This window comes from Pseudomonas sp. B6(2017) (genome assembly GCF_002112765.1).
In the GTDB taxonomy this organism is placed as follows: Bacteria; Pseudomonadota; Gammaproteobacteria; order Pseudomonadales; family Pseudomonadaceae; genus Aquipseudomonas; species Aquipseudomonas piscis.
In genome coordinates, this window is record NZ_NEIQ01000007.1 from 132,184 (window position 1) to 155,868 (window position 23,685).

Annotated in this window: 28 protein-coding genes; 12 read left to right on the top strand and 16 right to left on the bottom strand. The window is 62.1% G+C overall.

All coding sequences use genetic code 11. The features are described from left to right. Position 1 precedes the first annotated feature (1 nt). A complete protein-coding gene (locus tag CAG11_RS13605; protein WP_085596748.1) occupies positions 2 to 397 on the top strand; it encodes a hypothetical protein in 396 nt (131 codons plus the stop codon). A gap of 2 nt (positions 398 to 399) precedes the next feature. Next, complete coding sequence (locus tag CAG11_RS13610) at positions 400 to 882, top strand: GreA/GreB family elongation factor (RefSeq protein ID WP_085596749.1); 483 nt, start codon at positions 400 to 402, stop codon at positions 880 to 882. Between the two features lie 12 nt (positions 883 to 894). On the opposite strand, the gene cysB is transcribed toward CAG11_RS13610, so the two are convergent. The 5 genes from cysB to CAG11_RS13635 all read right to left on the bottom strand — a co-directional run bounded on the left by cysB (position 895) and on the right by CAG11_RS13635 (position 4,842). Continuing rightward, positions 895 to 1,869 (bottom strand): HTH-type transcriptional regulator CysB, encoded by a 975-nt coding sequence (gene cysB / locus CAG11_RS13615; protein ID WP_022640079.1) that lies wholly within the window; start codon positions 1,867 to 1,869, stop codon positions 895 to 897. Positions 1,870 to 1,980: 111 nt separating this feature from the next. Then, entirely contained in the window at positions 1,981 to 2,481 is a 501-nt protein-coding gene (locus tag CAG11_RS13620; RefSeq protein ID WP_022640080.1) for a universal stress protein, read from the bottom strand. An 84-nt stretch (positions 2,482 to 2,565) separates the two neighbouring features. After that, positions 2,566 to 3,471, bottom strand: a complete 906-nt coding sequence (locus CAG11_RS13625; RefSeq protein ID WP_022640081.1) for a 5'-nucleotidase — start codon at positions 3,469 to 3,471, stop codon at positions 2,566 to 2,568. A 31-nt stretch (positions 3,472 to 3,502) separates the two neighbouring features. Further along, positions 3,503 to 4,456 (bottom strand): putative 2-dehydropantoate 2-reductase, encoded by a 954-nt coding sequence (locus tag CAG11_RS13630; RefSeq protein WP_085596750.1) that lies wholly within the window; start codon positions 4,454 to 4,456, stop codon positions 3,503 to 3,505. Then, complete coding sequence (locus CAG11_RS13635; protein ID WP_085596751.1) at positions 4,456 to 4,842, bottom strand: thioredoxin family protein; 387 nt, start codon at positions 4,840 to 4,842, stop codon at positions 4,456 to 4,458. The genes CAG11_RS13630 and CAG11_RS13635 overlap by 1 nt, the downstream gene beginning before the upstream one ends. On the opposite strand from CAG11_RS13635, the gene CAG11_RS13640 reads away from it, so the two are divergent. Together CAG11_RS13640 and CAG11_RS13645 are read left to right on the top strand one after the other, a co-directional pair. Beyond that, on the top strand, positions 4,841 to 5,275 hold the full coding sequence (locus tag CAG11_RS13640; protein ID WP_085596752.1) for a PilZ domain-containing protein: 435 nt from the start codon (positions 4,841 to 4,843) through the stop codon (positions 5,273 to 5,275). The two genes, CAG11_RS13635 and CAG11_RS13640, sit on opposite strands and share 2 nt — an antisense overlap. 142 nt (positions 5,276 to 5,417) lie before the next feature. Then, the gene (locus tag CAG11_RS13645) at positions 5,418 to 6,494 is read left to right on the top strand and encodes a 3-deoxy-7-phosphoheptulonate synthase (protein ID WP_022640085.1); all 1,077 of its coding nucleotides are present in this window, start codon (positions 5,418 to 5,420) and stop codon (positions 6,492 to 6,494) included. A 57-nt stretch (positions 6,495 to 6,551) separates the two neighbouring features. Here CAG11_RS13645 and CAG11_RS13650 read toward each other — a convergent pair whose 3' ends face one another. Next, positions 6,552 to 6,833: a GNAT family N-acetyltransferase gene (locus CAG11_RS13650; RefSeq protein WP_022640086.1), complete on the bottom strand. Its 282-nt coding sequence runs from the start codon at positions 6,831 to 6,833 to the stop codon at positions 6,552 to 6,554. 632 nt (positions 6,834 to 7,465) lie between these two features. On the opposite strand from CAG11_RS13650, the gene oprI reads away from it, so the two are divergent. Further along, on the top strand, positions 7,466 to 7,717 hold the full coding sequence (gene oprI / locus CAG11_RS13655) for an outer membrane lipoprotei OprI (RefSeq protein WP_003448337.1): 252 nt from the start codon (positions 7,466 to 7,468) through the stop codon (positions 7,715 to 7,717). 126 nt (positions 7,718 to 7,843) lie between these two features. Here the strand turns inward: oprI and CAG11_RS13660 are convergent, their stop codons facing one another. The 3 genes from CAG11_RS13660 to CAG11_RS13670 all read right to left on the bottom strand — a co-directional run bounded on the left by CAG11_RS13660 (position 7,844) and on the right by CAG11_RS13670 (position 9,908). Then, positions 7,844 to 8,818, bottom strand: coding sequence for a L,D-transpeptidase family protein (locus tag CAG11_RS13660; RefSeq protein WP_085596753.1), 975 nt, complete (start codon positions 8,816 to 8,818; stop codon positions 7,844 to 7,846). A gap of 134 nt (positions 8,819 to 8,952) precedes the next feature. After that, a complete protein-coding gene (locus CAG11_RS13665) occupies positions 8,953 to 9,246 on the bottom strand; it encodes a hypothetical protein (protein ID WP_007931378.1) in 294 nt (97 codons plus the stop codon). A gap of 56 nt (positions 9,247 to 9,302) precedes the next feature. Continuing rightward, a complete protein-coding gene (locus CAG11_RS13670) occupies positions 9,303 to 9,908 on the bottom strand; it encodes an arylesterase (RefSeq protein ID WP_085596754.1) in 606 nt (201 codons plus the stop codon). 10 nt (positions 9,909 to 9,918) lie between these two features. On the opposite strand from CAG11_RS13670, the gene CAG11_RS13675 reads away from it, so the two are divergent. Next, a complete protein-coding gene (locus CAG11_RS13675; RefSeq protein WP_031320263.1) occupies positions 9,919 to 10,602 on the top strand; it encodes an ABC transporter ATP-binding protein in 684 nt (227 codons plus the stop codon). Next, positions 10,602 to 13,112, top strand: coding sequence for an ABC transporter permease (locus CAG11_RS13680; protein ID WP_085596755.1), 2,511 nt, complete (start codon positions 10,602 to 10,604; stop codon positions 13,110 to 13,112). Before CAG11_RS13675 ends, CAG11_RS13680 begins: the two co-directional genes overlap by 1 nt. A gap of 24 nt (positions 13,113 to 13,136) precedes the next feature. On the opposite strand, the gene greB is transcribed toward CAG11_RS13680, so the two are convergent. Next, positions 13,137 to 13,610 (bottom strand): transcription elongation factor GreB, encoded by a 474-nt coding sequence (gene greB / locus CAG11_RS13685; protein ID WP_031320264.1) that lies wholly within the window; start codon positions 13,608 to 13,610, stop codon positions 13,137 to 13,139. A 295-nt stretch (positions 13,611 to 13,905) separates the two neighbouring features. Between greB and CAG11_RS13690 the strand changes: the two genes are divergently transcribed. Beyond that, positions 13,906 to 14,535, top strand: coding sequence for a response regulator transcription factor (locus tag CAG11_RS13690; protein ID WP_085596756.1), 630 nt, complete (start codon positions 13,906 to 13,908; stop codon positions 14,533 to 14,535). Between the two features lie 86 nt (positions 14,536 to 14,621). On the opposite strand, the gene CAG11_RS13695 is transcribed toward CAG11_RS13690, so the two are convergent. The 3 genes from CAG11_RS13695 to CAG11_RS13705 form a co-directional block, all read right to left on the bottom strand. Continuing rightward, entirely contained in the window at positions 14,622 to 14,930 is a 309-nt protein-coding gene (locus CAG11_RS13695) for a hypothetical protein (protein WP_085596884.1), read from the bottom strand. 298 nt (positions 14,931 to 15,228) lie between these two features. Further along, positions 15,229 to 15,663, bottom strand: a complete 435-nt coding sequence (locus CAG11_RS13700; RefSeq protein ID WP_085596757.1) for a DoxX family protein — start codon at positions 15,661 to 15,663, stop codon at positions 15,229 to 15,231. A gap of 101 nt (positions 15,664 to 15,764) precedes the next feature. Further along, complete coding sequence (locus tag CAG11_RS13705) at positions 15,765 to 17,186, bottom strand: transglycosylase SLT domain-containing protein (protein WP_085596758.1); 1,422 nt, start codon at positions 17,184 to 17,186, stop codon at positions 15,765 to 15,767. A 236-nt stretch (positions 17,187 to 17,422) separates the two neighbouring features. Between CAG11_RS13705 and CAG11_RS13710 the strand changes: the two genes are divergently transcribed. From CAG11_RS13710 to CAG11_RS13720, 3 genes are all read left to right on the top strand, one after another. Further along, positions 17,423 to 18,229: a TatD family hydrolase gene (locus CAG11_RS13710; RefSeq protein WP_085596759.1), complete on the top strand. Its 807-nt coding sequence runs from the start codon at positions 17,423 to 17,425 to the stop codon at positions 18,227 to 18,229. Positions 18,230 to 18,314: 85 nt separating this feature from the next. Then, positions 18,315 to 19,796, top strand: coding sequence for a methyl-accepting chemotaxis protein (locus CAG11_RS13715; protein WP_085596760.1), 1,482 nt, complete (start codon positions 18,315 to 18,317; stop codon positions 19,794 to 19,796). A 153-nt stretch (positions 19,797 to 19,949) separates the two neighbouring features. After that, the gene (locus tag CAG11_RS13720) at positions 19,950 to 20,312 is read left to right on the top strand and encodes a terminase (RefSeq protein WP_085596761.1); all 363 of its coding nucleotides are present in this window, start codon (positions 19,950 to 19,952) and stop codon (positions 20,310 to 20,312) included. Between the two features lie 13 nt (positions 20,313 to 20,325). Here CAG11_RS13720 and CAG11_RS13725 read toward each other — a convergent pair whose 3' ends face one another. The 3 genes from CAG11_RS13725 to CAG11_RS13735 form a co-directional block, all read right to left on the bottom strand. Beyond that, complete coding sequence (locus CAG11_RS13725) at positions 20,326 to 21,123, bottom strand: acyl-CoA thioesterase II (RefSeq protein WP_022640097.1); 798 nt, start codon at positions 21,121 to 21,123, stop codon at positions 20,326 to 20,328. Between the two features lie 109 nt (positions 21,124 to 21,232). After that, positions 21,233 to 22,000 carry a CHAD domain-containing protein gene (locus tag CAG11_RS13730; protein ID WP_085596762.1) on the bottom strand — a complete coding sequence of 256 codons (768 nt, stop codon included), beginning with the start codon at positions 21,998 to 22,000 and terminating at the stop codon, positions 21,233 to 21,235. A 144-nt stretch (positions 22,001 to 22,144) separates the two neighbouring features. Next, positions 22,145 to 22,423 carry a hypothetical protein gene (locus tag CAG11_RS13735; RefSeq protein WP_022640099.1) on the bottom strand — a complete coding sequence of 93 codons (279 nt, stop codon included), beginning with the start codon at positions 22,421 to 22,423 and terminating at the stop codon, positions 22,145 to 22,147. A 223-nt stretch (positions 22,424 to 22,646) separates the two neighbouring features. Between CAG11_RS13735 and CAG11_RS13740 the strand changes: the two genes are divergently transcribed. Further along, positions 22,647 to 23,684, top strand: a complete 1,038-nt coding sequence (locus CAG11_RS13740) for a patatin-like phospholipase family protein (protein WP_022640100.1) — start codon at positions 22,647 to 22,649, stop codon at positions 23,682 to 23,684. Position 23,685 lies beyond the last annotated feature (1 nt).

Genomic DNA, 23,685 nt, shown 5'->3' on the forward strand with positions numbered 1-23,685 from the left:
CATGCCGCACCGTCCGCCCGCCCGCCGCCCATTGCGCATCGGCTTCAATGCCCTGGCGCTCAGCGCCAGTATCGCCCTGGGCCTGTGGCTGGGGTTCCTGGCGATCGCCCTGACCTGCTGGCTGGCCTCGCACTTTCTGTTCAGCCAGCAACTGGCGCCGGTGGCCCAGGCCGTGCAACAGCTGGGCAAACCCGCCGTGGCCGCCCCCGAACAGCCCAACCGCCTGTTCGAGCAATACCAGGAAAACCTGCGCAAGAACGAGGAACTGCAATCCCTGGAGAACGCCCGTAGCAACCCGCGCAACCTGTCCAACCCCAAGTGCCAGTTCTGGCTGCAGCAGGACCAGACCGCGCCGACCGACAAGAGCCGGGCCAACGTCCTGCAGTTCTGTAATTGACCATGAATAAACAGTCCGTCTACCAACTGATTTTGCAACAGCTCCAGGACGATCTGCTGATCGCCCTGCGAGCGGCGCAAACCGCCTACGAAACCGCAACCCACGAAGAGAGCGTCGCCGAGAACAAGTACGACACCCTGGGGCTTGAAGCCGCGTACCTGGCCGCCGGTCAATCCAGGCGGGTCGAGGAAATCCGCCAGGCCCTGGGGCTCTGGCAGAACCTGGTCTTGCGCCCCGGCGATGCGCAATCGAGCATCCAGGTCGGGAGCCTGCTGGGCCTGGAAGATGAGCGCGGGCGCGAACAGTGGCTGTTCCTCGGGCCCGACGCAGCGGGGCTGAAGGTCCAGGTGGTCGGCCAGATAGTGACGGTGATCACTCCACGCTCGCCCATGGGCCAGGGCCTGCTTGGCAAGTTCGAGGGTGATGAAGTGGAAATCGTGGTGGCCGGCTCTCGGCAACAGTTCACTGTCACCGAGGTGCGCTAGGCCGGCGGGAAATCAGTGGACCGGTAGCTCGACGCCGTCGAACAGCTCTTCCAGTTCTTGCTTGTTATGGCACTGGATGGCCTTGGCCATGACTTCGCGGGTCAGGTGGGGGGCGAACTTCTCGATGAAGTCGCACATGAAGCCCCGCAGGAAGGTACCGCGACGGAAACCGATCTTGGTGATGCTCGACTCGAACAGCTCGCTGGCATCCAGTACCACCAGGTCGCTATCGAGCTTGGTATCCACGGCCATCTTGGCCACGATGCCCACGCCCAGGCCCAGGCGCACATAAGTCTTGATCACGTCGGCGTCGGCGGCGGTGAATACCACCTTGGGCGTCAGGCCGCGATGGCTGAAGGCTTCGTCGAGCTTGGAGCGGCCAGTGAAGCCGAACACGTAGGTCACGATAGGGTATTCGGCCAGGGTCTCGAGGGTCAGCTTCGGCAGCTTGGTCAACGGGTGGCCCTGGGGCACGACCACGCAGCGGTTCCAGCGGTAGCACGGCATCATCACCAGGTCGCCGAACAGCTCCAGCGCCTCGGTGGCGATGGCGAAGTCCACGGTACCGTCGGCAGCCATCTCGGCGATCTGCATGGGCGAGCCCTGGTGCATGTGCAGGGCCACATCCGGGTACTGCTTGATGAAGCTGCTGATCACCGGAGGCAGGGCATAACGCGCCTGGGTGTGGGTGGTAGCGATGGACAGGGTGCCCTTCTTTTCGTTGGAGAATTCCTGGGCGATCTGCTTGATGCTCTCGACCTTGCGCAGGATCTCGCCAGCGGTGTTGATGATTCGCTCGCCCGCCGGGGTCACGCGGGTCAGGTGCTTGCCGCTGCGGGCGAAGACCTCGACACCCAGTTCGTCCTCGAGCAGGCGGATCTGCTTGCTGATACCCGGTTGCGAGGTGTAGAGGCTTTGGGCAGTAGCGGAAACGTTGAGGTCGTGGTGCGCCACTTCCCAGATGTAGCGCAATTGTTGAAGCTTCATATCAATCCCTCAAAGCAGGTAGGCGCCACGGGTATCAGCGACGGTATATAACTATATTAATGGTCAGGAGAATAAATCTAGAACTTTTCTTCAGAATTTTCCATTCCGTCCTCAGGCGTCGCCCTGGCGTCGCCGCTGCACCAGGGGGACCAGGTAAACCGGCACTTTGGCCAGTTGCAAGACCCGCGCGGCGGTGCGGCCCAACGGCGTTTGCGCCCCCACCCCATGGCTGTGACTTCCTACGATCAACAGATCCACCGAGAGTTTCGCCGTCTGCTCGAGTATCACCTGCGAGGGGTCTCCCTGCAGGACACGTACCGACTGGATCAGGGTCAGGTCCTGCATGCCCTCCCCCAGTTCTTCGCGAAAGCTGTCCAGCACCCGCTGCTCGATATTGGCCATCACCGTGTTCAGCCCCTGGCGATGGAACTCGTTCAGCGACTGCTCGTCCAGATAGCTCTGCAATACCGACTCGGCGAACAACCCCATGGGTTCGACGGCGTGCACCACGTGTAGGTCGGCATTGAACGTTCGAGCCAATTCCAGGGCGTGCTGCATCACATAGGGGGCGTACACACCGAGGTCCGTGGCATACAGCATCGAACGAATCATACGACCTCCTCAACTGCCAATCTGGCGGAGATTGATTCAGCTTAGCAGTGCCTGGAGGTGTGCGAGCCCCGGATTCCGGGGGGCTCAGGCCTTGGCTTGGTTACTGATGCCATGGGGCACGTGACCGGTGGCTACCACCTCTCGCGCCAGCTCGCAGTGACCGGCCTGGTCGTCGAAGAACACATCGGCGGCGAAGGCTTCGAGGAAGGCGGCCTTTTCCAGGCCACCGAGAAAGAGCGACTCGTCGAGGCGGATGTTCCACTCGCGCAAAGTCCGGATCACCCGTTCGTGGGCCGGGGCCGAACGTGCAGTGACCAGTGCCGTGCGAATCGGGCAGGCATCGCCGGGGAACTCGCCCTGGAGCAGGTTGAGCGCCGCCAGGAATCCCTTGAACGGCCCACCTGGCAGAGGCTCGCGGGCCGACTGGCGCTCGCTGGCCTGGAACGCCTCCAGACCGCCGGACTGGTAGATGCGTTCCGACTCATCGGAAAACAATACCGCGTCACCATCGAAGGCAATGCGCAGCTCGCCGTTCTCCGCCCTCCGGGTGCCACCGGAAAGAATGGTTGCCGCGGCAAAACCGGCCTCCAGCGCACTGCGCACATCCTCGGCATGGGTGGAAAGAAACAGGTCGCTGCCAAAGGCCGCCAGGTAAGGATAGGGGCTGCGCCCGCCAACGAAGGCAGCCCGGGAAATCCCCAGGCCATAATGCTGGATCGAGTTGAACACTCGCAGGCCCGTGTCGGCGCTGTTGCGTGATACCAGTACCACCTCGACTCGCGCCCGCCCCAGGCTGGCATTCAGGCTCAGGAGCTTCTTGACCAGGGGAAAGGCATCACCGGGTTCGAGGATTTCCTCCTCGTGCTCGATCTGGTATTGCCGGTAGGCCTCCACCCCCTGGGCCAGGTAGACCTTATGGCTGTCACTGAGGTCGAACAGTGCCCGCGAAGAGATCGCTACCACCAGCTTGCCGTCCAGTCCCTTTGCCATATTCGCTCCTAGTTGAGGTGATGGGCCGGCCTCAGGCCGGATGTCGATCGATGAAACCCAGGGCCTGGTACAACGCCCGGATCTTCGGCAGCTCGCAACCCGCTGCCTGCGCGGCAGCCAACGGAGCAGCGTAGATAGCCCCGAGTTCCAGCGGGCGCCGCTGCAGGAAATCATGGTACATGCTGGGCCAATAGTCGGGCATGAACTCGGTGGACTTGAACAACTGCTGGGCATAGGCCTCGGGAATGGCGTAGCCGCAGGCCGCAGCTCCCTGCAATACCTCTCGCATCAAATCCTGGATCAACTGCCGGCAGTCCGGGTCGGCCATCAGCGGCGTGGTACTCGCCCGCAGCAGCACCGACAAGCCGTTGTACGGCACGTTCCACACCAGCTTCTGCCAACGCGCCTGCTGCAGGTTGCCCATGGCCTGGGAATCGATCCCGGCTTCACGGAACAACCCGGCCCCCTCCTCGACGATCGCCTGGCGCAGCGCCGGGTCGCCGGCGGGACCGCTGTGATAGCCCAGGTTCACGGCGCCAAGGGCCTGATGCTCGATCTGCCCGGGGCCGGCACGATGGACACAGATGAAGCACAAGCCGCCCAATAGATGCAGCGAGTCGGGCAAAGCACCACGCAGTTGGTCTTCGACACCCAGGCCATTCTGCAACAACAGGACCCTGGCTCCCGGGGCGGCAGCCTGGATGATCGCCGGTGCCAGTTGCAGGTTGCTGGTGCTCTTGGCGCCCACCAGCAGCCAATCGCAAGGCGGCATCTGCTCGGCGCTGGCGTAGGCCTGCACTGGATCGAGGGTCAAGGTGCCATGTACCGCGCTGGTCAAGCGCAGCCCCTGTTCGACGACGGCCGAAAATTCACTGCGCAATAGAAAGTGCACGTCGAAACCGGCACGGGCCAGCAGCACCCCATAAAAACCGCCGATTGCCCCGGTCCCGATAATGCCCACACGCGGCTTGCGAACTGCATCCATCACGGCAACTCCTCTGGTAATCGTTCAAGCGCCTGATCCAGGCCCAGGGCAAGCTCTCCAGCCGTCAGCCGCGATTCTATGCCCCCATGAAACCGAGCATCGCGCACCACGAACAATGCTGGAAGGTGGAACACCTGGTAACGCTCCACCGCGCCGCCATTGTCACCGGCATCGATCCAGCACAGACGATCGACCGGCAAATCCAGCCTGGGTAACTGCTGCCGTGCCCAACGGCAGGCGGAACAGCCGGGGCTGGTGAAGATCACCAGGGAAACCCCCGACAGCCCCAGCAAGGTCTGGTCGACGTCGAAATCGGTCAGCTCCAATTGGGCCACTATACTTCGGGAAACAATGTCAGTTGGACGACACTCGGAGTCTGCGGTCATGGGACGGTTTCTGCCTCATCCTGATGATGTTCCGGTTGAATTGACCCTGCGCAAGCATGCCTGCATTTCGCGCCAGCGGCTGCACACTATCAGCCTCGGCGGCATGGCCTGCAATTACCATCGCGCCTGGCGTCGCGGCACCGCGCTTGAAGTGCACATGCCGACCCTGGGTGAGTATGCCCGCTATAACGGCTATGTGGCCTGGTGCCTGAAGCGCAAGCGTGGCTACCTGGTGGGCATCGCCTTCGTCGACGAACAGACGCTGTTCGGCGCACGCATGAGTGAACAGGTTTGCCAGATCGCTCGCTACTGTCGCCTGCACGAGCCCCAGAGCGAACAGCAATGTATCGAGGCACTGGCCCTGGACTGGGTCGAGCGCCACGCGCAGGATTATTCCGAGGACCGGGTACGCCAGGCATTCATACAGCCATAGCCCCATAAAACCGCACCCTGCCCATTGTCGAGCCCCCGGGTAACGCGCTAAGGTTCGGCTCCCCGACGCGCCCAAATCCGCTGTGCTCCGCCGCTCTCGGGGATCGCTGGCGGCCGGCATCCGTGACCTGACGAGTAACACGATGGCTGATTTACCGATCAACGACCTTAACGTCGCCTCCAACGAGACCCTGATCACTCCCGATCAACTCAAGCGAGACATTCCGCTGAGCGACACCGCCTTGCGCACCGTGACCCGCGGTCGCGAAGTGATCCGCAACATCCTCGATGGCACTGATCACCGTCTGTTCATCGTCATCGGGCCTTGCTCGATCCACGATATCAAGGCGGCCCATGAGTACGCCGAACGACTCAAGGCCCTGGCCGCCGAAGTTTCCGACACTCTCTACCTGGTCATGCGGGTGTACTTCGAGAAACCTCGTACCACCGTTGGCTGGAAAGGCCTGATCAACGACCCCTACCTGGACGACTCGTTCAAGATCCAGGATGGCCTGCACATCGGCCGCCAGCTGTTGCTGGACCTGGCTGAAATGGGCCTGCCTACCGCCACCGAAGCCCTGGACCCGATCTCCCCGCAATATCTGCAGGACCTGATCAGCTGGTCGGCCATCGGCGCGCGCACCACCGAATCCCAGACCCACCGCGAGATGGCTTCCGGCCTGTCCTCGGCAGTAGGGTTCAAGAATGGCACCGATGGCGGCCTGACCGTCGCGATCAACGCCCTGCAATCGGTTTCCAGCCCTCACCGCTTCCTGGGGATCAACCCGGAGGGCGGCGTGTCCATCGTCACCACCAAGGGCAACGCCTACGGCCACGTGGTCCTGCGGGGCGGCAACGGCAAGCCGAACTACGATTCGGTCAGCGTCGCGGTCTGCGAACAGGCCTTGAACAAGGCCAAGGTCAAGCCGAACATCATGATCGACTGCAGCCACGCCAACTCCAACAAGGATCCGGCGCTGCAGCCACTGGTGATGGAAAACGTCGCCAACCAGATTCTCGAAGGCAACCAGTCGATCATCGGTTTGATGGTGGAGAGCCACCTGAACTGGGGCTGCCAGGCGATCCCAAAGGACCTGTCGGAGCTGCAATACGGCGTGTCGATCACCGATGCCTGCATCGATTGGGAAAGCACCGAGAAGACCTTGCGCAGCATGCATGCCAAGCTCAAGGATGTCCTGCCGCAACGCAAGCGCAGCTGATTTCGCCAGATACGAAAACGCCGGGCACAAGCCCGGCGTTTTTCATTATCACCCTGTTCAGAGTTTTGCCGCGTGGCGCTGGTGGCGCTCCATATAGCGCTCCACATACGAGCAGGATGGGATCACTGTGTAGCCCATGCGGTCGGCGTACTCCAGGGCCTGCTCGGTCAGCGCCGCAGCGATGCCACGCCCCCGCAGGGCGTTGGGCACGAAGGTGCGGTAGATATCCAGGGTCTGCTTACCCAGGTCCATATAGGTCAGGTAGGCACGATGACCGTCCACATTGGTCTCGAACTGATGACCAACCTGGTCATGGTGGATGGACAACGCCTCGCTCATCACTACTCCTTGCGGGTCTGGAATGCTGACCCCTACCTTACCGATGTTTTTCCGGCGAAGGAACAACTTACGCCACCTCGTGCCTGTCAGGCGCCGAGTAGAATCTTGCACCAAGAGAGCACGTTACAAAATATTAGGCGCCCTTGGCATGAATGCTCAAGCCATACCCGTCACAGACCAGAAAAAAGGACCTGATGGCCGTTTGCCATCCCCGCCTGGCTCTGATTCAAGATACCTGGCAGTGACACATCGCCGGATGCTGAAACTTAAGACGAAGCAGCGCTCTTAAAGTCACCGCCCGTACACATAAAGAGCTTGATCGAGATCTGCACAAAAGTGTCATCGACACAATATAGACCGACTTTAGTCTAGCGCCCGAAACTGCGCCTGGAAAAATTTCGGGATCAATGCTGGCAAACAAGCAGCACTCATGCCCTGCAAGGCCTCTGCGTTGAATATTTTTTATACAGGCGGTTTGTGGAGTTGATCGAAAAAGATTCACCACCTAGAATTTTTTTTGCTTCTTGCGCTACGTCAGTTTACTTACTACAAGTAATGGGTAGTATGTACGCCGGCTATTTCCTCGTTTTGAGGTGATAGCCACTAATAGAAAGTCCTTGAAGGGGAACACGATGAACAACGTTCTGAAATTCTCTGCTCTGGCTCTGGCCGCAGTTCTGGCTACCGGTTGCAGCAGCGTATCCAAAGAAACCGAAGCTCGTCTGACTGCTACTGAAGACGCAGCAGCTCGTGCTCAGGCTCGTGCAGACGAAGCCTATCGTAAAGCTGATGAAGCTCTGGCTGCTGCTCAAAAAGCACAACAGACTGCTGACGAAGCTAACGAGCGCGCTCTGCGTATGCTGGAAAAAGCTAGCCGCAAGTAATAGTCCCTCGGGATTGTTATCGAGCCGATCCAATTTTTTGGGTCGGCTTTTTTATTGCCTGGCTTTTGCCTCGGCAATAAAAAACCCGCCGCAGCCAACAGGCCGCGGCGGGTTCTCTTGAGCCGCTTACTGCGGCATTTCAAAAGGTGTGCTGGACAACGATGTCGCGGGAGCAGTCGTTGGCAAGGCAATCTCTACCGGCAAGCCATCTTCGGCCGCCACTACATCGCGTACCACATCCCAGTTCATACGCAGGTTGTTAGCCAGGTCTTCGCGTTTGAGCAAGGCGTTGATTACCGCAGTGTGCTTGTCGACCACCGAAGGATTGCCTTTATCATCCAATGGCGTATGAGCCTCAAGATAGACTTTGCCGGCACTGATACCGAACTTATACGGTTCATTGATGATACGCACGGAAGTTCCCACCGGGACCATACCGGCCATTTGCAATACGTTGTTGTTGAGCATGCGGAAACAACCATGGCTGGTACGCATGCCAATCCCGAACTTCTTGTTCGAACCATGAATCAGGTAGCCGGGCGTGCCCAGGGTGAACTTGAACGGCCCAAGGGGGTTATCCGGCCCGGCCGGCACCACGCCAGGCAACGGATCGCCATCGGCAGCGTGCTCCGCCCTGATCGAGGCAGGCGGCGTCCAGGTCGGGTTCGGCGTCTTGGCGGTGATGCTGGTATGCGCGATCGGCGACCCCCAGCCTTCTCGACCGATCCCCAGCGGGAAGGTGTAGACCACGCTCTGCCCCTTTGGAAAGTAGTACAGCCGATACTCCGCCAGGTTGATCACGATACCTTCGCGCGGCCCCGGGGGCAGGATGAAGCGAGTGGGCAGGATCACCTCGGTGCCCGCACCCGGCAACCAGGGATCGACACCCGGGTTGGCCGCCACCATCTCCAGGTAACCCAGGTCGTTGGCCGTGCCCAGGTCGGCGAAGGTGTCTTCGTACTTGGCCTTGATCACCTGTACCTGGCCGACGATATCTTCGCCGGGAGGAGGCAGGGGGAATTCCAATGCGGCAACAGGGCCAGCCACACACAATGCGGCAAGTGACAGGCAACGGGTGAGGACAGGGAGGCGCGGCAACATCCGGATAATCCTTCGCATATACAACCAATGAAAGAAACACGATTGTACACCCCCGCCCCAAGACTCCGGGAGCCAGGCCGGGGGAGACAAGCGCACATACGCAATCCCTGCCGAAACGACCCGCTAGCGGCCGCCTACAACTCGAAGCGTAGCTCGGGCCAGATCGGCGGAGTGCCACGTTTCTGCGACTCGAGGATCGCCCGGCACAAGGGGCAGAGTCGCTGGTCCTGGAAAATCGTCCTATCCACGCTCGACCAACGCGGTTGCGCCGGCAATAACGTGCCGCACAAGGTACGGTCGGCGGAACCGCCCAACTCCAGCTGTCGCGTCACCAGGTGCACCCTGACCTCCTGACAAGCGAACAGGTCAAGCTGTTCATCAGGCTCGATCAGTTGATAGGCAAACAGGGACCAGGCGGGACGCGGCATCGGGGGCTCCAAATCGGGGGCGCAACATTAGCCGAAACACCGCCACTAGAAAAGCGTCAAAGCAGCGGTTTTAGCGTCGGCCAGACATTTTCCAGCAACTTGTCCTGGGCCACTGCCGCCGGGTGCAGACCGTCCGCTTGCATCATCTCCGGGTGACCGCCGACCCCTTCGAGAAAAAACGGCACCAGGGCCACCTTCTTGTCGCTGGCCAGTTGACCATAGACCTTGGCGAAAGCCTGGGTATAACGCACGCCGTAATTGGGTGGTAGTTGCATGCCCAGAAGCAGCACCTTGGCCCCCGCGGCCTGGGAACTGTCGATCATCGAGGCAAGATTTTGTTGCAATTGCTGGGGGGGCTGGCCTCGCAGGCCGTCATTGCCTCCGAGTTCGAGCACCACCACCTGCGGCTTATGCTCCGCAAGCAGCGCCGGCAGCCGTGCCTGGCCTCCGGCACTGGTATCACCGCTGACCGAGGCATTGATAACCCTGGCGCCGAAACCTTGGTCGTCGAGGCGCTTTTCCAACAGTGCCACCCAGCCCTGGCGGGTATCCAGGCCGAAAGCCGCACTGATACTATCGCCCACGATCAGGACCGTTCCCGCCGCTGCGTTCTGGACCATGCACATCAAGGCCAGGCCGGCACTCAAAAACCATACACGCATCGGATTCTCCATGGGCGCAAGCATTCTCACTGCGCGGAACCTTAGCAAAGTGGTTCCCAGCGCGGAAGGCGAGCTGACTATCCTCCACGAGCTCAGCCTGGAACTCGACCAGGGCGACAGCCTGGCCATCGTCGGTGCCTCGGGCTCCGGCAAGTCCACCCTGCTCGGCTTGCTGGCAGGCCTCGACCTGCCCAGTAGTGGCCAGGTCATCCTCGCCGGCCAGAGCCTCGGCCAACTGGATGAAGATCAGCGGGCCCGCGTCAGGGCCGAGCATGTAGGCTTCGTCTTCCAATCCTTCCAATTGCTCGACAGCCTCAACGCCCTGGAGAACGTCATGCTGCCCATGGAGCTGGATGGCCGCCGCGATGCTCGCGAACGCGCCACCGAGCTACTGCGCCGGGTCGGCCTGGGCCAACGCCTGAGCCACTCGCCGCGCCAGTTGTCAGGTGGAGAACAGCAACGGGTGGCCATCGCCCGGGCATTCGCCGCCGAACCTGACGTGCTGTTCGCCGACGAACCCACCGGCAACCTCGATAGCCATACCGGAGAGCGTATCAGCGACCTGCTGTTCGAACTCAACAGGGAGAGCGGTACCACCCTGGTGCTGGTGACCCATGATGAGCGCCTGGCCCACCGTTGCCAGCGCCTGATCCGTCTCGAAGCGGGCTCGCTGGTCGCCCCCCTGGAGCCTTGATGGCACGCCTGCCCCTGTTGCGAGTCTTCAGCCTGGCCCTGCGCCAATTGCTGCGTGATGCCCGGGCCGGTGAGCTGCGGGTCCTGTTCTTCGCCTTGCTGGTGGCCGTTGCGGCGAGCACGGCCATCGGCTATTTCGGCGCCCGCCTGAACGGAGCGATGCAGTTGCGGGCCACCGAATTCCTGGGCGCCGACCTGTTGCTCGAAGGCAGCTCGCCAGCACACCCGCAACAGATCGACAGCGGGCGCGCCCTGGGCCTGGAACACGCCAGTATCGTCGAGTTCTCCAGTGTCATCGCCACGGACAACGGTATCCAGCTGTCGAGCATCAAGGCGGTGGACAGCGCCTACCCGTTGCGCGGCCAGCTCAAGAGCGCCGAAGCCCCCTATGCCAGCGAGATACCTGGCGGGACTCCCGGGCCCGGCGAAGCCTGGGTCGAGCCGCGGTTGCTGGCCGCACTTAACTTGAAGATCGGCGATAGCATCGACGTCGGCAGCAAGACCTTGCGCCTGGCCCGGGTCCTGACCTACGAGCCGGATCGTGCCGGCAACTTCTATAGCCTGACGCCCCGTGTGCTGATCAACCTTGATGACCTGCAAGCCACCGGCGTGGTCCAGCCCGGCAGCCGAGTCAGCTACAAGGAGCTCTGGCGCGGCCCTGCACCTGCCTTGGAGGCTTACCGCCAGCAGGTCAAGCCGGGGCTTCAAGCCAACCAGCGACTGCAGGATGCACGCGATGGCAACCAGCAGATCGGCGGCGCACTGGGCAAGGCCGAGCGTTACCTGAACATGGCCAGCCTGGTGGCGGTACTGCTCTCGGGAGTCGCGGTGGCGCTATCGGCCAACCGATTCGCTGCGCGCCGTTTCGATGCCAGCGCCTTGTTGCGTTGCCTGGGGCTATCGCGCCGGGAAACCCTGTTGTTGTTCACGACCCAATTGGCATTGCTCGGTCTGCTGGCCAGCCTCAGTGGCGCATTGCTGGGATGGCTGGCGCAGTTGGTGTTGTTCTACCTGCTGCACGGGCTGCTACCTGCCGATGTTCCTCCGGGAGGCCTGCTGCCGGCCATTGCCGGCATCGGTACCGGGCTGGTGGCCCTGGCCGGCTTCGCCTTGCCGCCCCTGGCAGCGCTGGGCCGCGTGCCGCCCCTGCGGGTCCTGCGTCGCGACCTGCTGCCGATCCCACCCAGCACTTGGCTGATCTATGGCGTCGCGCTGCTGGCCCTGGGCCTGATCATGTGGCGCTTGAGCCTGGATCTGATCCTGACCTTCGCCCTGCTGGGTGGCGGGCTGGTCGCCGCGCTGGCCCTGGGCGGCCTGCTATTGCTGGCGCTGCAGAGCTTGCGCCGGTTGCTGGCTCGCTCCTCCCTGCCTTGGCGCCTGGGCTTGGGCCAGTTGCTGCGCCATCCCCTGGCCGCCGCCGGGCAATCCATGGCGTTCGGCCTGATCCTGCTGTCCATGGCGCTGATCGCCCTGTTGCGGGCAGAACTGCTGGACACCTGGCAAAACCAATTACCGAAAAATGCTCCCAACTACTTCGCCCTGAATATCCTGCCAGCCGACAAGCAAGCCTTCACCGAACGCCTGCTGCAGTTGTCCGCTCCATCCGCGCCCCTGTACCCGGTGGTCCCCGGACGCTTGGTGAGCATCAATGGCGAAGCGGTGCAGCAGATCGTCACCAAGGAGTCCAGTGGCGATCGAGCGGTGCAACGCGACCTGAGCCTGACCTGGTCTGCCGAATTGCCCGCGGGCAACCAAATTACCGCAGGAAGCTGGTGGTCGTCCTCGCCCCAGGCGGATGAGGCACTGCCTGGTGTATCGGTGGAGGCCAAGGTGGCCGAAAGCCTGAAACTGAAACTGGGGGACCAGTTGACCTTTACCGTTGCCGGTGTGAATCGGCAAGCCCGGGTCACCAGCTTGCGCAGCGTCAACTGGGACAACTTCCAGCCGAACTTCTTCATGATCTTCCAACCTGGAACCCTCAAGGACCTGCCAGCGACCTACCTCACCAGCTTCTACCTGAGCCCCGGGCACGACCAGCAAGTGGTGGAGCTGTCGCGGGCCTTCCCGGCAGTGACCATTCTCCAGATCGAGGCCTTGCTGGAGCAATTGCGCAGCATCCTGGCCCAGGTCACCTTGGCGGTGGAGTATGTGCTGCTGTTCGTACTAGCGGCAGGAATGGCGGTACTACTGTCCGGTTTGCAAGCCACTCTCGACGAACGCCTGCGCCAAGGTGCACTACTGCGAGCACTGGGCGCCGAACGACGGCTGCTGGTCAAGGCACGACGGATCGAGTTCGGCCTGCTCGGGGCCATGAGCGGCCTGTTGGCGGCACTGGGTTGCGAACTGGTCAGCCTGGTGCTCTACCGCTTCGCCTTCGACCTGCCCTGGCACCCGCACCCCTGGCTGTTGCTGCTACCGCTGGCTGGTGCGGTGCTGGTGGGGGCAGCCGGGGTGTTCGGCACCCGGCGAGCGCTCAACGCCAGCCCATTGAGCGTTCTGCGCGAGGGATGAGAGCTCGCCGCTGCGGTGGCGAGCCTACTTCTGGTAGTCGATCTGGTTGATCCACCAACAGGTCTCGCCCGCCGGGGTCACGACGATGGCTTCATCTCCCACTTCCTTTTTCAGCAGGGCCCGGGCCATGGGCGAATCAATGGATATGTAGTCCTTGCGCTGGTAGATCTCGTCATAACCCACGATGCGAAAACGCTTGATCTCGGCCGCTTCGTTCTCGACTTCGACCCAAGCGCCGAAGAACACCCGGCCCTCCTGCTCCGGCGCATATCCCACTACCCGCATGTCCTCCAGACGCTTGCGTATGTAGCGCACCCGGCGATCGATTTCCCGCAGCAGCTTCTTGTTGTACTGGTAGTCGGCATTCTCACTCCGGTCCCCCAACGAAGCCGCCCAAGTGACCTTCTGCGTGATTTCCGGGCGATGTTCCCGCCACAGGTAATCCAGTTCCTGCTTGAGAGCCTCGTAACCTTCCTGCGTGATGAGCTTGGTACTCAATTGGCTTGTCATCTCCCAGCCCGGCAGGCTGCTACGTTGTTTGAATGAACCGCAAAGCACGGTCACCAGGGAGCATCGCCGCTCCGCAACTTCCGCCCTATACAACTATCAGATTTGTCCGATTTAGATCTCAGAAAAATCGACCAATCATTTGATCAAGAGGACAAAGCCTCAGACGACACGGCACCTTTTCAGCAGCGCTCTCAGTATCCCACGCCGCTCGCCAGCTGGAGCCCTCCACTTCAAGGACTCTCAAGGTGCCTCTCGATCCGCCGAAAATCAAAGGAAGCCACCGATGGGTAGCATCATCATCGTCGATGACCATCCACTGATCCGCCTGGCGCTCAGGTCGGAACTGGAAACCCGGCAGTACACCATAGTCGGCGAAACCGACAATGGCGCAGACGCCGTGCAACTGGTACGCCAACACAACCCGGACCTGCTGATCCTCGACCTAGGCATTCCCAACCTGGACGGATTTTCGGTCATCGATCACATCAGGTGTATCCAGAAGCCTCTCAAGATCCTGGTGGTCACCGCCAGTGAGTCGAAGAACTACGCCTTGCGCTGCCTTCAGGCCGGAGCCATGGGTTTCCTGAGCAAGACCGAAAACCTCCACGAACTGGGTCATGCCGTCAAAGCCATATTATCCGGCTATATCTACTTTCCCGACGACACCCTCAACCTGATGCAGCAGAACAGCCGTGCCACCGATCGGGAGAGCGTGCTTATTTCCCGTCTCAGCGATCGCGAGATCACGGTCCTGAAACTACTGGCCAATGGGCTGAACAACCAACAGATCGCCGATAACCTGCTGATCAGCCACAAGACCGTCAGCACCTACAAGATTCGGCTATTCAAGCACTTCAACATTTCCAACCTGGTAGCCCTGGCCGAGTTGGCGAAGCGCAATTCGGTGGTGTGAATGACTGCTCGCCAGTCGGACTGGAACCATCGCTGGTGAGCCCTTGGTACCGCCGACCGATACGGGTCCGACTGGAGAGAGGACGCTCAACGACGAACGATCAACCCTTGCCGGGCGACACGGGTCAACTGCTTGATGACTTCAGCGGCGTCATGCGCCTGGGGAGCGGGGATGACCGCCAAGTCGAAATTGTCACTGGCAAAACGAGCCAGGGATTCACCGTCCTCGACAAACTGGATCAGGAACGCCGCCGGTCCCGTGGAACGCCGGGGCCAGCCATCGAGATAACGCAACAAGGTAGGTTGGTGCTGACCGCTGAGGAGGATTTTCGGATTGCGCGGGGAAAGACTCGCCGTGATTGGCGCAAGACGTACAAGGGGGCGTGGTGCATTCATCGTATCGTGTCTCTGCCTCAAGTTTCTGCCGGGCAGGTGAGAGGCAACACCGAACCAGCGCTTTAGCGGTACTTCGAAGCCGGACTGGCTTCTGGCAGCAAGCTTTCGGCTTGCCTGGCGCCCCGCAAGTAGCTGTTTAAATCGGCGCATGAGCAGCATCCTAGAGAAGCCGGCCGGTCAGTGTCAAGATTCCAGCAAGACGAAAAAAGGCCTGCATCGGCAGGCCTTGGGACATTCTTGCAAGCGCTTGATCCGGGACAATCGCAGGAGCTGCGCCCACCCGGATCGAGCGCCAGGATCACTTGGCGATGGTCGCATCCAGCGAGAGTTTGCCGGCCCCTTCGATCAGCACCGCCAGGGTACCGCCGAGCAGCGCCAGGGCGAATTCGTAGCCATTGTTGGCCATGAACAAGCCATTGCTGATATGCACCGAGAAGATCGCCACCACCAGGGTGAAGGTCAGGCCCAGGGCCGCAGGACGGGCCAGCAAACCGATGACCAGCGCCAGGCCGGCGAAGAACTCGGTGCCACCTGACAGCAAGGCCATCAGGTAACCCGGGGCCAGGCCGATGCTTTCCATCCACTGGGCAGTGCCCGCCAGGCCGCCACCGCCGAACCAACCGAAGAGTTTCTGCGAACCGTGGGCCGCGAAGATGATGCCGACAAGGATGCGCACGACGGTCAGGCCATAACCTGCGCGGGTTCCCAGTACGTTCTTGATCAAAGTGCTCATGCTGTGTGTCCTGTGTAAGGGGGAGAAGTTGGTCGCCATATTAATCAGTTTTCATCATGTTAAAAGCGGAAATACTCCGATATAACAATCAAATTTTTCGATTATTTGCGCGATGCAACTTTTCGCTCACGAGGCTCCAGGGAGTCCCGTTCGCGATCGAAGGCCAGATAGTATTTGTTGACACTATTAACATAGCTGACCGCCCCCATCCCCACCTGCTCCATGGCGATGCGCTCCACCTGGAAGAACCACTGGTTCGGGTTCAACCCGCGACGCCTGGCCTCGGTGCGCATGCCCTGGACCCGCTCCGGCCCCATGTTGTAGGCCGCCAGGATGAACGCCATCCGCTCGCGCTCGTTGAGCTTGGGGCTGGCGAAGAATTTGCGACGGATCATGGCCAGGTACCTGGCTCCGGCCTGCACATTGCTGTCCACGGATTGGATATTGCTCACGCCCACCCGCTGCGCCGCCGAAGGTGTGATCTGCATCAGTCCGGTGGGACCGCCACCCCCCCTGGCACTGGGCTGAAGTGCCGATTCCTTGAAGGCCAGGGCTGCCAGGTTCAGCCAATCCATGCCCTGTTCCCCGGCATGCTTTTGCAGCACCGGCCGCAACTTCTCCAGGCGCTGGCGATCGGCCCGGGCCAGCGGGTAATGCACCTGGTACTGGCGGCGGTAGATACGCAGGAAGGCCGCATCCTGGTCCGCTGGCGTCTTGTAGGTCTTGAGGAACCGATCGATGCTCGCCCGCAACATCGAGGCATCACGCCGGACGAACCAGTGTTCCTCCCCGGGCTCGCTGATCTTCAGCTGCCGGTCCAGGCGCAACTTGCCGAGGATCTTGCCCCAGCGCTCGGCAATCGGCTGCTCGACTATGGTCAGGTGGAAGATGCCGCCCTGGACCATTTCCAGCACATCTTCCACCGCCAGGCTGGGATCGACCCACTCGACCTTGATCGGAGCCAGCTTGTGCAGGGCCAGCTTCTGGTTGATCTGGCTCACCGCCTCACCGGCAGCGCTGCCGGTGGTGAGGGTCAGGGTCTTGCCGGACAGTTGCTCGACTCGCGTATAACGCCGCTCCCCCTTGATACCCACCAGCAGCAACGGAACGTTACTGGCGATCGGATCGCTGGAGCTGACCGCATGCCCGGGCTGGGCCTCCAGCAACTCCCCTGGGGCCACCAGGTCCCCTTCTCCGCGCTGCAGGGCGCCCAGTAGCTGGTCCTTGGCCTTGGGGATGATCTTCAGGCTGATTTCCTGGCCATCGCGGGCATGACCATTAAGGTACTGCTCGAAAGCCCGCAGGCGATGGTACTCGACCCCGATGGGCTGGCCCTGGACTTCACCGGAGCTGTTGCGGCTCTGGTTGACCAGCACCCGCAGCACCCGACTGCTACGGATTTCCGCCAGGTCGCGGACCTTGCCCTTGGCCTGGACTTCCGGTGGCCCGGCCAGGCGCGCCACCGCCGGCAACGGCAGGAGCAGGGTCAGGCACAGAGCGAGCAAGATCGAGGGTCGGGTCATCCGTTCTCCGCATGGAATACTGTTCAACCCTTCGTCGCTTTTCCGGGGTTGATCGCCAGAAACTAAGCGCCGTGGGCGCTGGCAAGGTGCGAAAGACAGCTGAAATGGCCGGTGCGAGCGCTGGGCCATTGCTGTTTGCGACAGCAAGAGACAGCTTCAACTCGTTGTAGTTCTTGGTTTTTCTTATTAAATCCAGAGCTCTGATATGCTTTCCGGCCGCAGGCGGAGATAGCACCATGCAACTCATCGATATCGGCGTCAACCTGACCAATCCCTGTTTTTCCGAAAAACGCCAAGCGGTTCTCGATCGTGCTTATGAAGCCGGTGTCTGCCAATTGATCGTGACCGGAACCAGCGTCGAGGGCAGCGAACAGGCCCTGGACCTGTGCCAAAAACTGGATCCCGAGGGCCAGAGGCTGTTCGCCACTGCCGGCCTGCACCCCCACAGCGCCAGCGACTGGAACCCCGACAGCGCCCGGCGCCTGCGAGCCCTGCTGGGCGAATCGCGGATACGGGCGGTGGGCGAATGCGGCCTGGACTTCAACCGGGATTTCTCGCCTCGCCCGCAGCAGGAAAAGGTCCTGGAAGAGCACCTGGCGCTGGCGGCCGAGTTGCAACTGCCGGTGTTCCTCCACGAACGCGATGCCAACGAGCGCCTGCTGGCTATCCTGAAAGACTTCCGGGACCGTTTGCCGGCAGCCGTGGTGCATTGTTTCACCGGTGAGCAGCGAGCGCTGTTCAGCTATCTCGACCTGGACCTGCATATCGGCATCACCGGCTGGATCTGCGATGAACGCCGGGGGACCCACCTGCATCCGCTGGTGCGGGAGATTCCCCGGGGCCGCCTGATGCTGGAGAGCGATGCGCCGTACCTGTTGCCACGCAGCCTGCGGCCGAAACCGAAGAATGGCCAGAATGAACCGGCCTACCTGACCGAGGTGCTGCGTGAAGTGGCCTTGCACCGCCAGGAAACACCGGAGGACCTGGCTCGCCACAGCACAGCCTGCGCCCGGGCGTTCTTCGGCCTGTCAGAAATTGCTTGATGCATATCAAGATTTTTCTTAACGCATAACGGCACAATAATGGCACCTTGCCAATACTATTCCGCTCAATCAGAGAAGACCTTCTATGGGTGCCTGGCTTAGCAATATCTCGCTGAAATACAAATTCTGGGCGGTCAATGCGGTCGCCTTCGTCACCACCTTGTTATTAGTGCTATACGCCGTGCAGCTGGAACAACAGGCCCGTAGCCAGAGTGCCCAGGCCGCTGCCCAGGCCCAGGCACGCCTGCTCGATACCTGGCCTGTCGACAAACCACTGCCCAGTGCCGAGAACCTGGTGTTTTTCTCCCGAGGGCAGACACCGGCCCTGAACGACCAGCCCGTCCCCGAGTTGAATGGCGCCAGCGGCTGGGTCGAACTCAACCACCTGCCGCTGTTCGGCGACAACCCGCTGTTGGGCGCTGAGGTCATAGGCCGCGCCGACGGCCGGCAAGTCGCCGTACTGGCCCATACTCCCAGCTTCGCCCAGGTGTTCGGCGATCGCTTCACCAACTACGCAGTCGCGGTGTTCATCCTGATGTTCGCCATGCTCTGCGCTTCGCAGTTGCTGATCCGCTTTCTTCTCAGCCAGCTCAACACCCTCAAGGACGTGATGCTGCACGTTGAAAAGACCGGCGATTTATCCGCCCGGGTACCGCTGTCCTGCAAGGACGAAGTGGGCCAGATGGCCAGCGCCTTCAACGCCATGCAAGCCGGCTACCAGCGGGTGGTGAACACTGTGGCCAATACCGCGCGCCAGCTTGACCAGGGGGCCGCACGCTTGGCATCGAGCATGAACGACGTGCGCCACGGCATGCTCGGCCAGCAAAGCGAAACCGACCAGGCGGCGACAGCGATCAATGAAATGTCCGCCACCGTCTACCACATCGCCCAGCATGCCGGGGCGACCCGGGACCTGTCGCAAACCGCCGATGCCCTGGCCGGTTCCGGGCATGAGGTGGTAGGCCGGGTGCAGAAGTCCATCGCCGGGTTGTCCAACGGCGTGCAGCAGACCGCCGAGATGATCCAGAAGCTGGCCGAGGACAGCCAGAAGATCAACGGCGTGGTCAACGTTATCCACAGCATCGCCGAACAGACCAACCTGCTGGCGCTCAACGCCGCCATCGAAGCCGCGCGGGCTGGCGAGATGGGCCGCGGCTTCGCCGTGGTGGCCGACGAAGTACGTAACCTGGCCAAGCGCGTGCAGACCTCCACCGATGAAATCACCAGCATGGTCTCCGCCCTGCAGGCAGGCACCCGAGACGCCGTGGACTTCATGCAGGAAAGCTCGTTCAAGGCCGATGATTGCGTGCAGCAGGCCCAGGAGGCCGGCGAAGCCCTGGCGGAAATCACCGGTGCCGTGGCGCAGATGCGCGAAAGCAATACCCAGATCGCCGTCGCGGCGGAACAGCAGAGCCAAGTGGCCGAAGAAATGAACCGGGCGGTGGTGAGCATCCGTGACGTCACCGAAAACACCGTGCAGCAGACCGTGGCCTCCGCCACGACCAGCAGCGAGCTGGCCACCCTGGCCGGCGAACTGAGCAAGGCCATCGGCCAGCTCAAGCTCTGAGCGACAAGACCTGCCAAAGGGGGCGAGCTGCTCGCCCCCGCCTCTGCGCCTCCACGCCTGCGCTATCGAGACGATAGCCAGCCTTGATTCGTCGCCGTGCGGCTCGCGCCCTATCCTTGGTCCATGAGTTTCCAGACACTAAGGATGAGCATCATGGGCCAACGCCACCCCAACCTCCCCGCCTGGCAATGGCGGGTCTACCCGAACAGCCACCAGCATCCGGCCAACCTGGTGCTGCACCTGATCGCCGTGCCACTGTTCATCGTCGGTTTCCTGCTGATTGCCTCGGGAGTGTTTTCCCTGAGCTTGCTGAGCCTGGCCATCGGCGTGATCGGCATCCTCGCGGCCCTGGGCCTGCAACGCCACGGCCATAGCCTCGAAACCCAGGCCAGCGAGCCTTTCACCGATCGCCAGGACGCGGTCCAGCGCTTGCTGGTGGAGCAGTTCGTGACCTTTCCCCGCTTCGTCGTGAGCGGCGCCTGGTGGCGTGCCTGGTTGCAACGCCACCGGCACTGACGGCCACTGGGGCTCAGCCGAAAATGGTCACCGTCTGCCGGCTCAGGGCGACCAGCCGCCCATCGGCACTCCACAGTGCGGCAGCGGCATGCCCATAGCCGTCGCGGGCATGCTCGATCTCCACCCGATACTTGCACCAGTCCAGGGTGTCCAGCTCCAGCAGCGGCTGGACGAATTCGATGGTCCAGGTCAGGGTGCTGCCGGCGGCGGGCTTGGTCAGGTGCGGCAACAACGCCGGCGGCCAGGCATCCACCAGGGCCAGGATGTGCGCTTCGGTCACCGGTTCTTCCTTGACGTCGCCCCGCAGACGCACCCAGCCCCCCATGTCCCGTGAGCGATTGCCGGTGAACGGCATGCCGCCGATGCTCCAGCGCATCGCCAGGTGGCGCATGAATTCCGGGGTCACACCCGGGATATAGGGCAGCTCCTGGCAATCGTCCCAGTGCTTCATTTCGGGTGCCGGCAAGGCCTCGACACTCACCACCGACTCCCGCGAGGCGCCGAAGCTGCCCTGCACCAACGTCACGACCTGGCCTTCCTGCATCACCCGCCCCAGGACCTGGCTGACCGCCTTGCCCTCACGTAGCACATCCACTTCGAAACTCACCGGCACCTCGGGAGCCACAGGACCGACGAAGGTCACCGCCAGGGAGCGCACCGGGCGGTCCGCCGGGACCTTGGCGCGCATCGCCTCGTACTGCAGGGCCACCACCAGACCGCCGAAGCTGGCCCGCCCCTGGGCCCATTGCGCCGGAATGGTCAGGGCCTCGGGCTGCTTGCGAACCGCTTCGAGCAAATCATAGAAACGCATGAAAACCTCTACAGGAAATGAATGAACCCAAGGATCTTAACCAGCGAGCCAAGGCTCTACAGCAACCATTCCGGCCAAAGCAGCGGACAGATAGGCCGCTGGCCGATGCTCAATGACCGAAGCAATCGCCGTACAGCTTGTCCAGCATGCGGTCGGCACGCGCCTCGGCCTTGAGCATGGTGCGCCGCCAGGTAGCCACGCAAGGCAGCAGGTCCGGCTGCTGCTCGGCCTGGGCCAGCCATTGCCAACAGTCATGCCAATCACCCAGCGCCGCCTGGGCGGCCTTGAGCCGCTTGATGGCCGGGCCAGGCAAACGGTCCAGTTCAGGATAGGACTCGGCGGCATAACGCACCCGCTTGATCAGCAAGCGCAGGCGATGGCGGTCGTGGGCCGGATCCTCCAGTGCCTGGCCCAGGGCCTGCCACTGCTTGCCCAGGCGCTTCTCGATGCGCGGGCGCAAGCCGCCCAGCAACTCCTGGCGCTGGGCGGCCCTGAGAAATCGCGGGAATGCATCCAGCACCATGACCAGGCGCGCCAGCTCAGGCCCCGCCGCCACGGCAGGATACTCCTGGGCCAGCAGTACCGTGCGGCGGTCGCCGGCGGCATGCTGGCCATGCTGATGCAGGTAGGCCGCCAGGACTTCGCGATCCCGGATCGGCGTGGTCACGCGCCCTACTTGCGCACCGGCCTGTTCCAGTTGCTCGACTCCCGGCAGGCCGCGCAACGGCCGCAACAGGCTGCGCAAGCGCCGTACCCCGACACGCAGGTCATGCAGCGCCTCGGCGTCCGTGGCGGCCGCCAGGCGCGCCTGGCAGGCCAGCAAGTTCACGTCCAGGCTCAGGATCCGAGCCACCAATCGATCAACCAGGGCAGACATCAAGGATTCCCCAACACAACTCAACCAACCCGGTGCCGGCTCATCCGGCCCCGGAATGAAATCGCGGGCCGGTGACCGGCATTACGTCCGGCCCGCGGCCCGCGATCTTCGATTTTGCCGGCTTAGCGTAGCGCTTGTCGCCTTTCAACGTCCGGCACGTGATTCGCGAATATAGAAACGCGCCTTCTCGGCCTTGTTGGTGCAGCCCTCGAAGGCTTCGAACTGCTGCTGGGTCTTGGCCCCCGTCAGCAGCGACAGCGCCTTGGAGTAGCTCACGGTGCCGGCGAAACCCTCGGCCTTGGCCAGGTCCAGCTCACGCCAGGCGGCATCCAGCTGGGTACCGCAGCTGTCACGGTAGGCGGTCTTGCCTGCGCAACCGGTCAGAACCAATGCAATCAGGGGCAAGCAGATCCAGGCTTTCATCAATGACACCTCAAGAATGGGAATACAGTCGTACGGGTTAAGACGGTGGCGGTGAAGAAAAGTGCCGAGGCCACCTCCAGGAAAATATAGCCGCAGGCGCCGTGGCGCGAGGCTCGACGTCAGTCCGCGACGCCGTGCCGAGGCGCATTCCCGGGCCAGCCGCGATTGAACCTCGGGGCGCTAAGGGTGCATTGTGGCAGCCTGCTTGGCGAAAGGACGAATCATGAAAAAACGTGTCGCACTGGTCCTCGGTTCGGGAGGTGCCCGTGGGTACGCCCATATCGGGGTCATCGAGGAAATCGAAAAACGCGGTTACGAGATTGCCTGCATCGCCGGCTGCTCGATGGGGGCGGTGGTGGGCGGCATCTATGCGGCAGGCAAGCTCGACCAGTACCGGGAATGGATCGAGAGCCTGGACTATCTGGATGTGCTGCGCCTGGTGGATGTGAGCTTCCGCCTGGGGGCGATTCGCGGCGAGAAGGTCTTCGGCCAGATTCGCAAGATCGTCGGTGACATCAACATCGAGGACCTGCGCATCCCCTACACCGCAGTGGCGACCGACCTGACCAACCAACAGGAAATCTGGTTCCAGGAAGGCTGCCTGCACCAGGCCATGCGCGCCTCGGCGGCGATCCCCAGCCTGTTCACCCCGGTGATGCAGGGCAATCGCATGCTGGTGGATGGCGGCCTGCTCAACCCGCTGCCCATCGTGCCGGTCGTCTCCAGCCACTGCGACCTGATCATCGCGGTCAACCTCAACTCCACCAACCAGCGGCACTATCAGTTGCCGGTGATCCAGCGCCCGCCAGCCTTCAAGAGCCGCTTCGACAGCCTGATCAACTCGCTGGGCTCGCGCCTGCCATTCCGGCGCAAGCAGGCCGAGCAACTGTTGCTGCTGGAGCAAGAGGCGTTCAGGAGCGATGCGGCGCAGATCAATCCCTGGGTCGAAGGCGCCGAACCTGAGTCCCAGCAGCCCGCCGCGGCCCCGGAAACCGACGGTGCCCCAAGGTCAGCCAGCGGCTCGTTCATCGTCGATAACGTCGGCCCCGCCTCGCTGCTGGACCTGGTCAACCAGAGCTTCGAGGTCATGCAGACGTCGCTGGCCCAGTACAAGATCGCCGGCTACCCGCCGGATATCCTGGTCAACGTACCCAAGCGGGTGTGCCGTTTCTTCGAGTTCTACAAGGCGCCGGAACTGATCGCCCTGGGTCGGGAAATCGCCAGCGACACTCTCGACCGCTACGAACAGGAGCAGCCCTAGC

Bases quoted from the DNA above. Each gene is read 5' to 3' on its own strand.
- CAG11_RS13605 (WP_085596748.1), top strand. From the start codon at position 2: ATGCCGCACCGTCCGCCCGCCCGCCGCCCATTGCGCATCGGCTTCAAT.
- CAG11_RS13610 (WP_085596749.1), top strand. From the start codon at position 400: ATGAATAAACAGTCCGTCTACCAACTGATTTTGCAACAGCTCCAGGAC.
- cysB (WP_022640079.1), bottom strand. From the start codon at position 1,869: ATGAAGCTTCAACAATTGCGCTACATCTGGGAAGTGGCGCACCACGAC.
- CAG11_RS13620 (WP_022640080.1), bottom strand. From the start codon at position 2,481: ATGATTCGTTCGATGCTGTATGCCACGGACCTCGGTGTGTACGCCCCC.
- CAG11_RS13625 (WP_022640081.1), bottom strand. From the start codon at position 3,471: ATGGCAAAGGGACTGGACGGCAAGCTGGTGGTAGCGATCTCTTCGCGG.
- CAG11_RS13630 (WP_085596750.1), bottom strand. From the start codon at position 4,456: ATGGATGCAGTTCGCAAGCCGCGTGTGGGCATTATCGGGACCGGGGCA.
- CAG11_RS13640 (WP_085596752.1), top strand. From the start codon at position 4,841: ATGGGACGGTTTCTGCCTCATCCTGATGATGTTCCGGTTGAATTGACC.
- CAG11_RS13635 (WP_085596751.1), bottom strand. From the start codon at position 4,842: ATGACCGCAGACTCCGAGTGTCGTCCAACTGACATTGTTTCCCGAAGT.
- CAG11_RS13645 (WP_022640085.1), top strand. From the start codon at position 5,418: ATGGCTGATTTACCGATCAACGACCTTAACGTCGCCTCCAACGAGACC.
- CAG11_RS13650 (WP_022640086.1), bottom strand. From the start codon at position 6,833: ATGAGCGAGGCGTTGTCCATCCACCATGACCAGGTTGGTCATCAGTTC.
- oprI (WP_003448337.1), top strand. From the start codon at position 7,466: ATGAACAACGTTCTGAAATTCTCTGCTCTGGCTCTGGCCGCAGTTCTG.
- CAG11_RS13660 (WP_085596753.1), bottom strand. From the start codon at position 8,818: ATGTTGCCGCGCCTCCCTGTCCTCACCCGTTGCCTGTCACTTGCCGCA.
- CAG11_RS13665 (WP_007931378.1), bottom strand. From the start codon at position 9,246: ATGCCGCGTCCCGCCTGGTCCCTGTTTGCCTATCAACTGATCGAGCCT.
- CAG11_RS13670 (WP_085596754.1), bottom strand. From the start codon at position 9,908: ATGCGTGTATGGTTTTTGAGTGCCGGCCTGGCCTTGATGTGCATGGTC.
- CAG11_RS13675 (WP_031320263.1), top strand. From the start codon at position 9,919: ATGGGCGCAAGCATTCTCACTGCGCGGAACCTTAGCAAAGTGGTTCCC.
- CAG11_RS13680 (WP_085596755.1), top strand. From the start codon at position 10,602: ATGGCACGCCTGCCCCTGTTGCGAGTCTTCAGCCTGGCCCTGCGCCAA.
- CAG11_RS13690 (WP_085596756.1), top strand. From the start codon at position 13,906: ATGGGTAGCATCATCATCGTCGATGACCATCCACTGATCCGCCTGGCG.
- CAG11_RS13695 (WP_085596884.1), bottom strand. From the start codon at position 14,930: ATGAATGCACCACGCCCCCTTGTACGTCTTGCGCCAATCACGGCGAGT.
- CAG11_RS13700 (WP_085596757.1), bottom strand. From the start codon at position 15,663: ATGAGCACTTTGATCAAGAACGTACTGGGAACCCGCGCAGGTTATGGC.
- CAG11_RS13705 (WP_085596758.1), bottom strand. From the start codon at position 17,186: ATGACCCGACCCTCGATCTTGCTCGCTCTGTGCCTGACCCTGCTCCTG.
- CAG11_RS13710 (WP_085596759.1), top strand. From the start codon at position 17,423: ATGCAACTCATCGATATCGGCGTCAACCTGACCAATCCCTGTTTTTCC.
- CAG11_RS13715 (WP_085596760.1), top strand. From the start codon at position 18,315: ATGGGTGCCTGGCTTAGCAATATCTCGCTGAAATACAAATTCTGGGCG.
- CAG11_RS13720 (WP_085596761.1), top strand. From the start codon at position 19,950: ATGGGCCAACGCCACCCCAACCTCCCCGCCTGGCAATGGCGGGTCTAC.
- CAG11_RS13725 (WP_022640097.1), bottom strand. From the start codon at position 21,123: ATGCGTTTCTATGATTTGCTCGAAGCGGTTCGCAAGCAGCCCGAGGCC.
- CAG11_RS13730 (WP_085596762.1), bottom strand. From the start codon at position 22,000: ATGTCTGCCCTGGTTGATCGATTGGTGGCTCGGATCCTGAGCCTGGAC.
- CAG11_RS13735 (WP_022640099.1), bottom strand. From the start codon at position 22,423: ATGAAAGCCTGGATCTGCTTGCCCCTGATTGCATTGGTTCTGACCGGT.
- CAG11_RS13740 (WP_022640100.1), top strand. From the start codon at position 22,647: ATGAAAAAACGTGTCGCACTGGTCCTCGGTTCGGGAGGTGCCCGTGGG.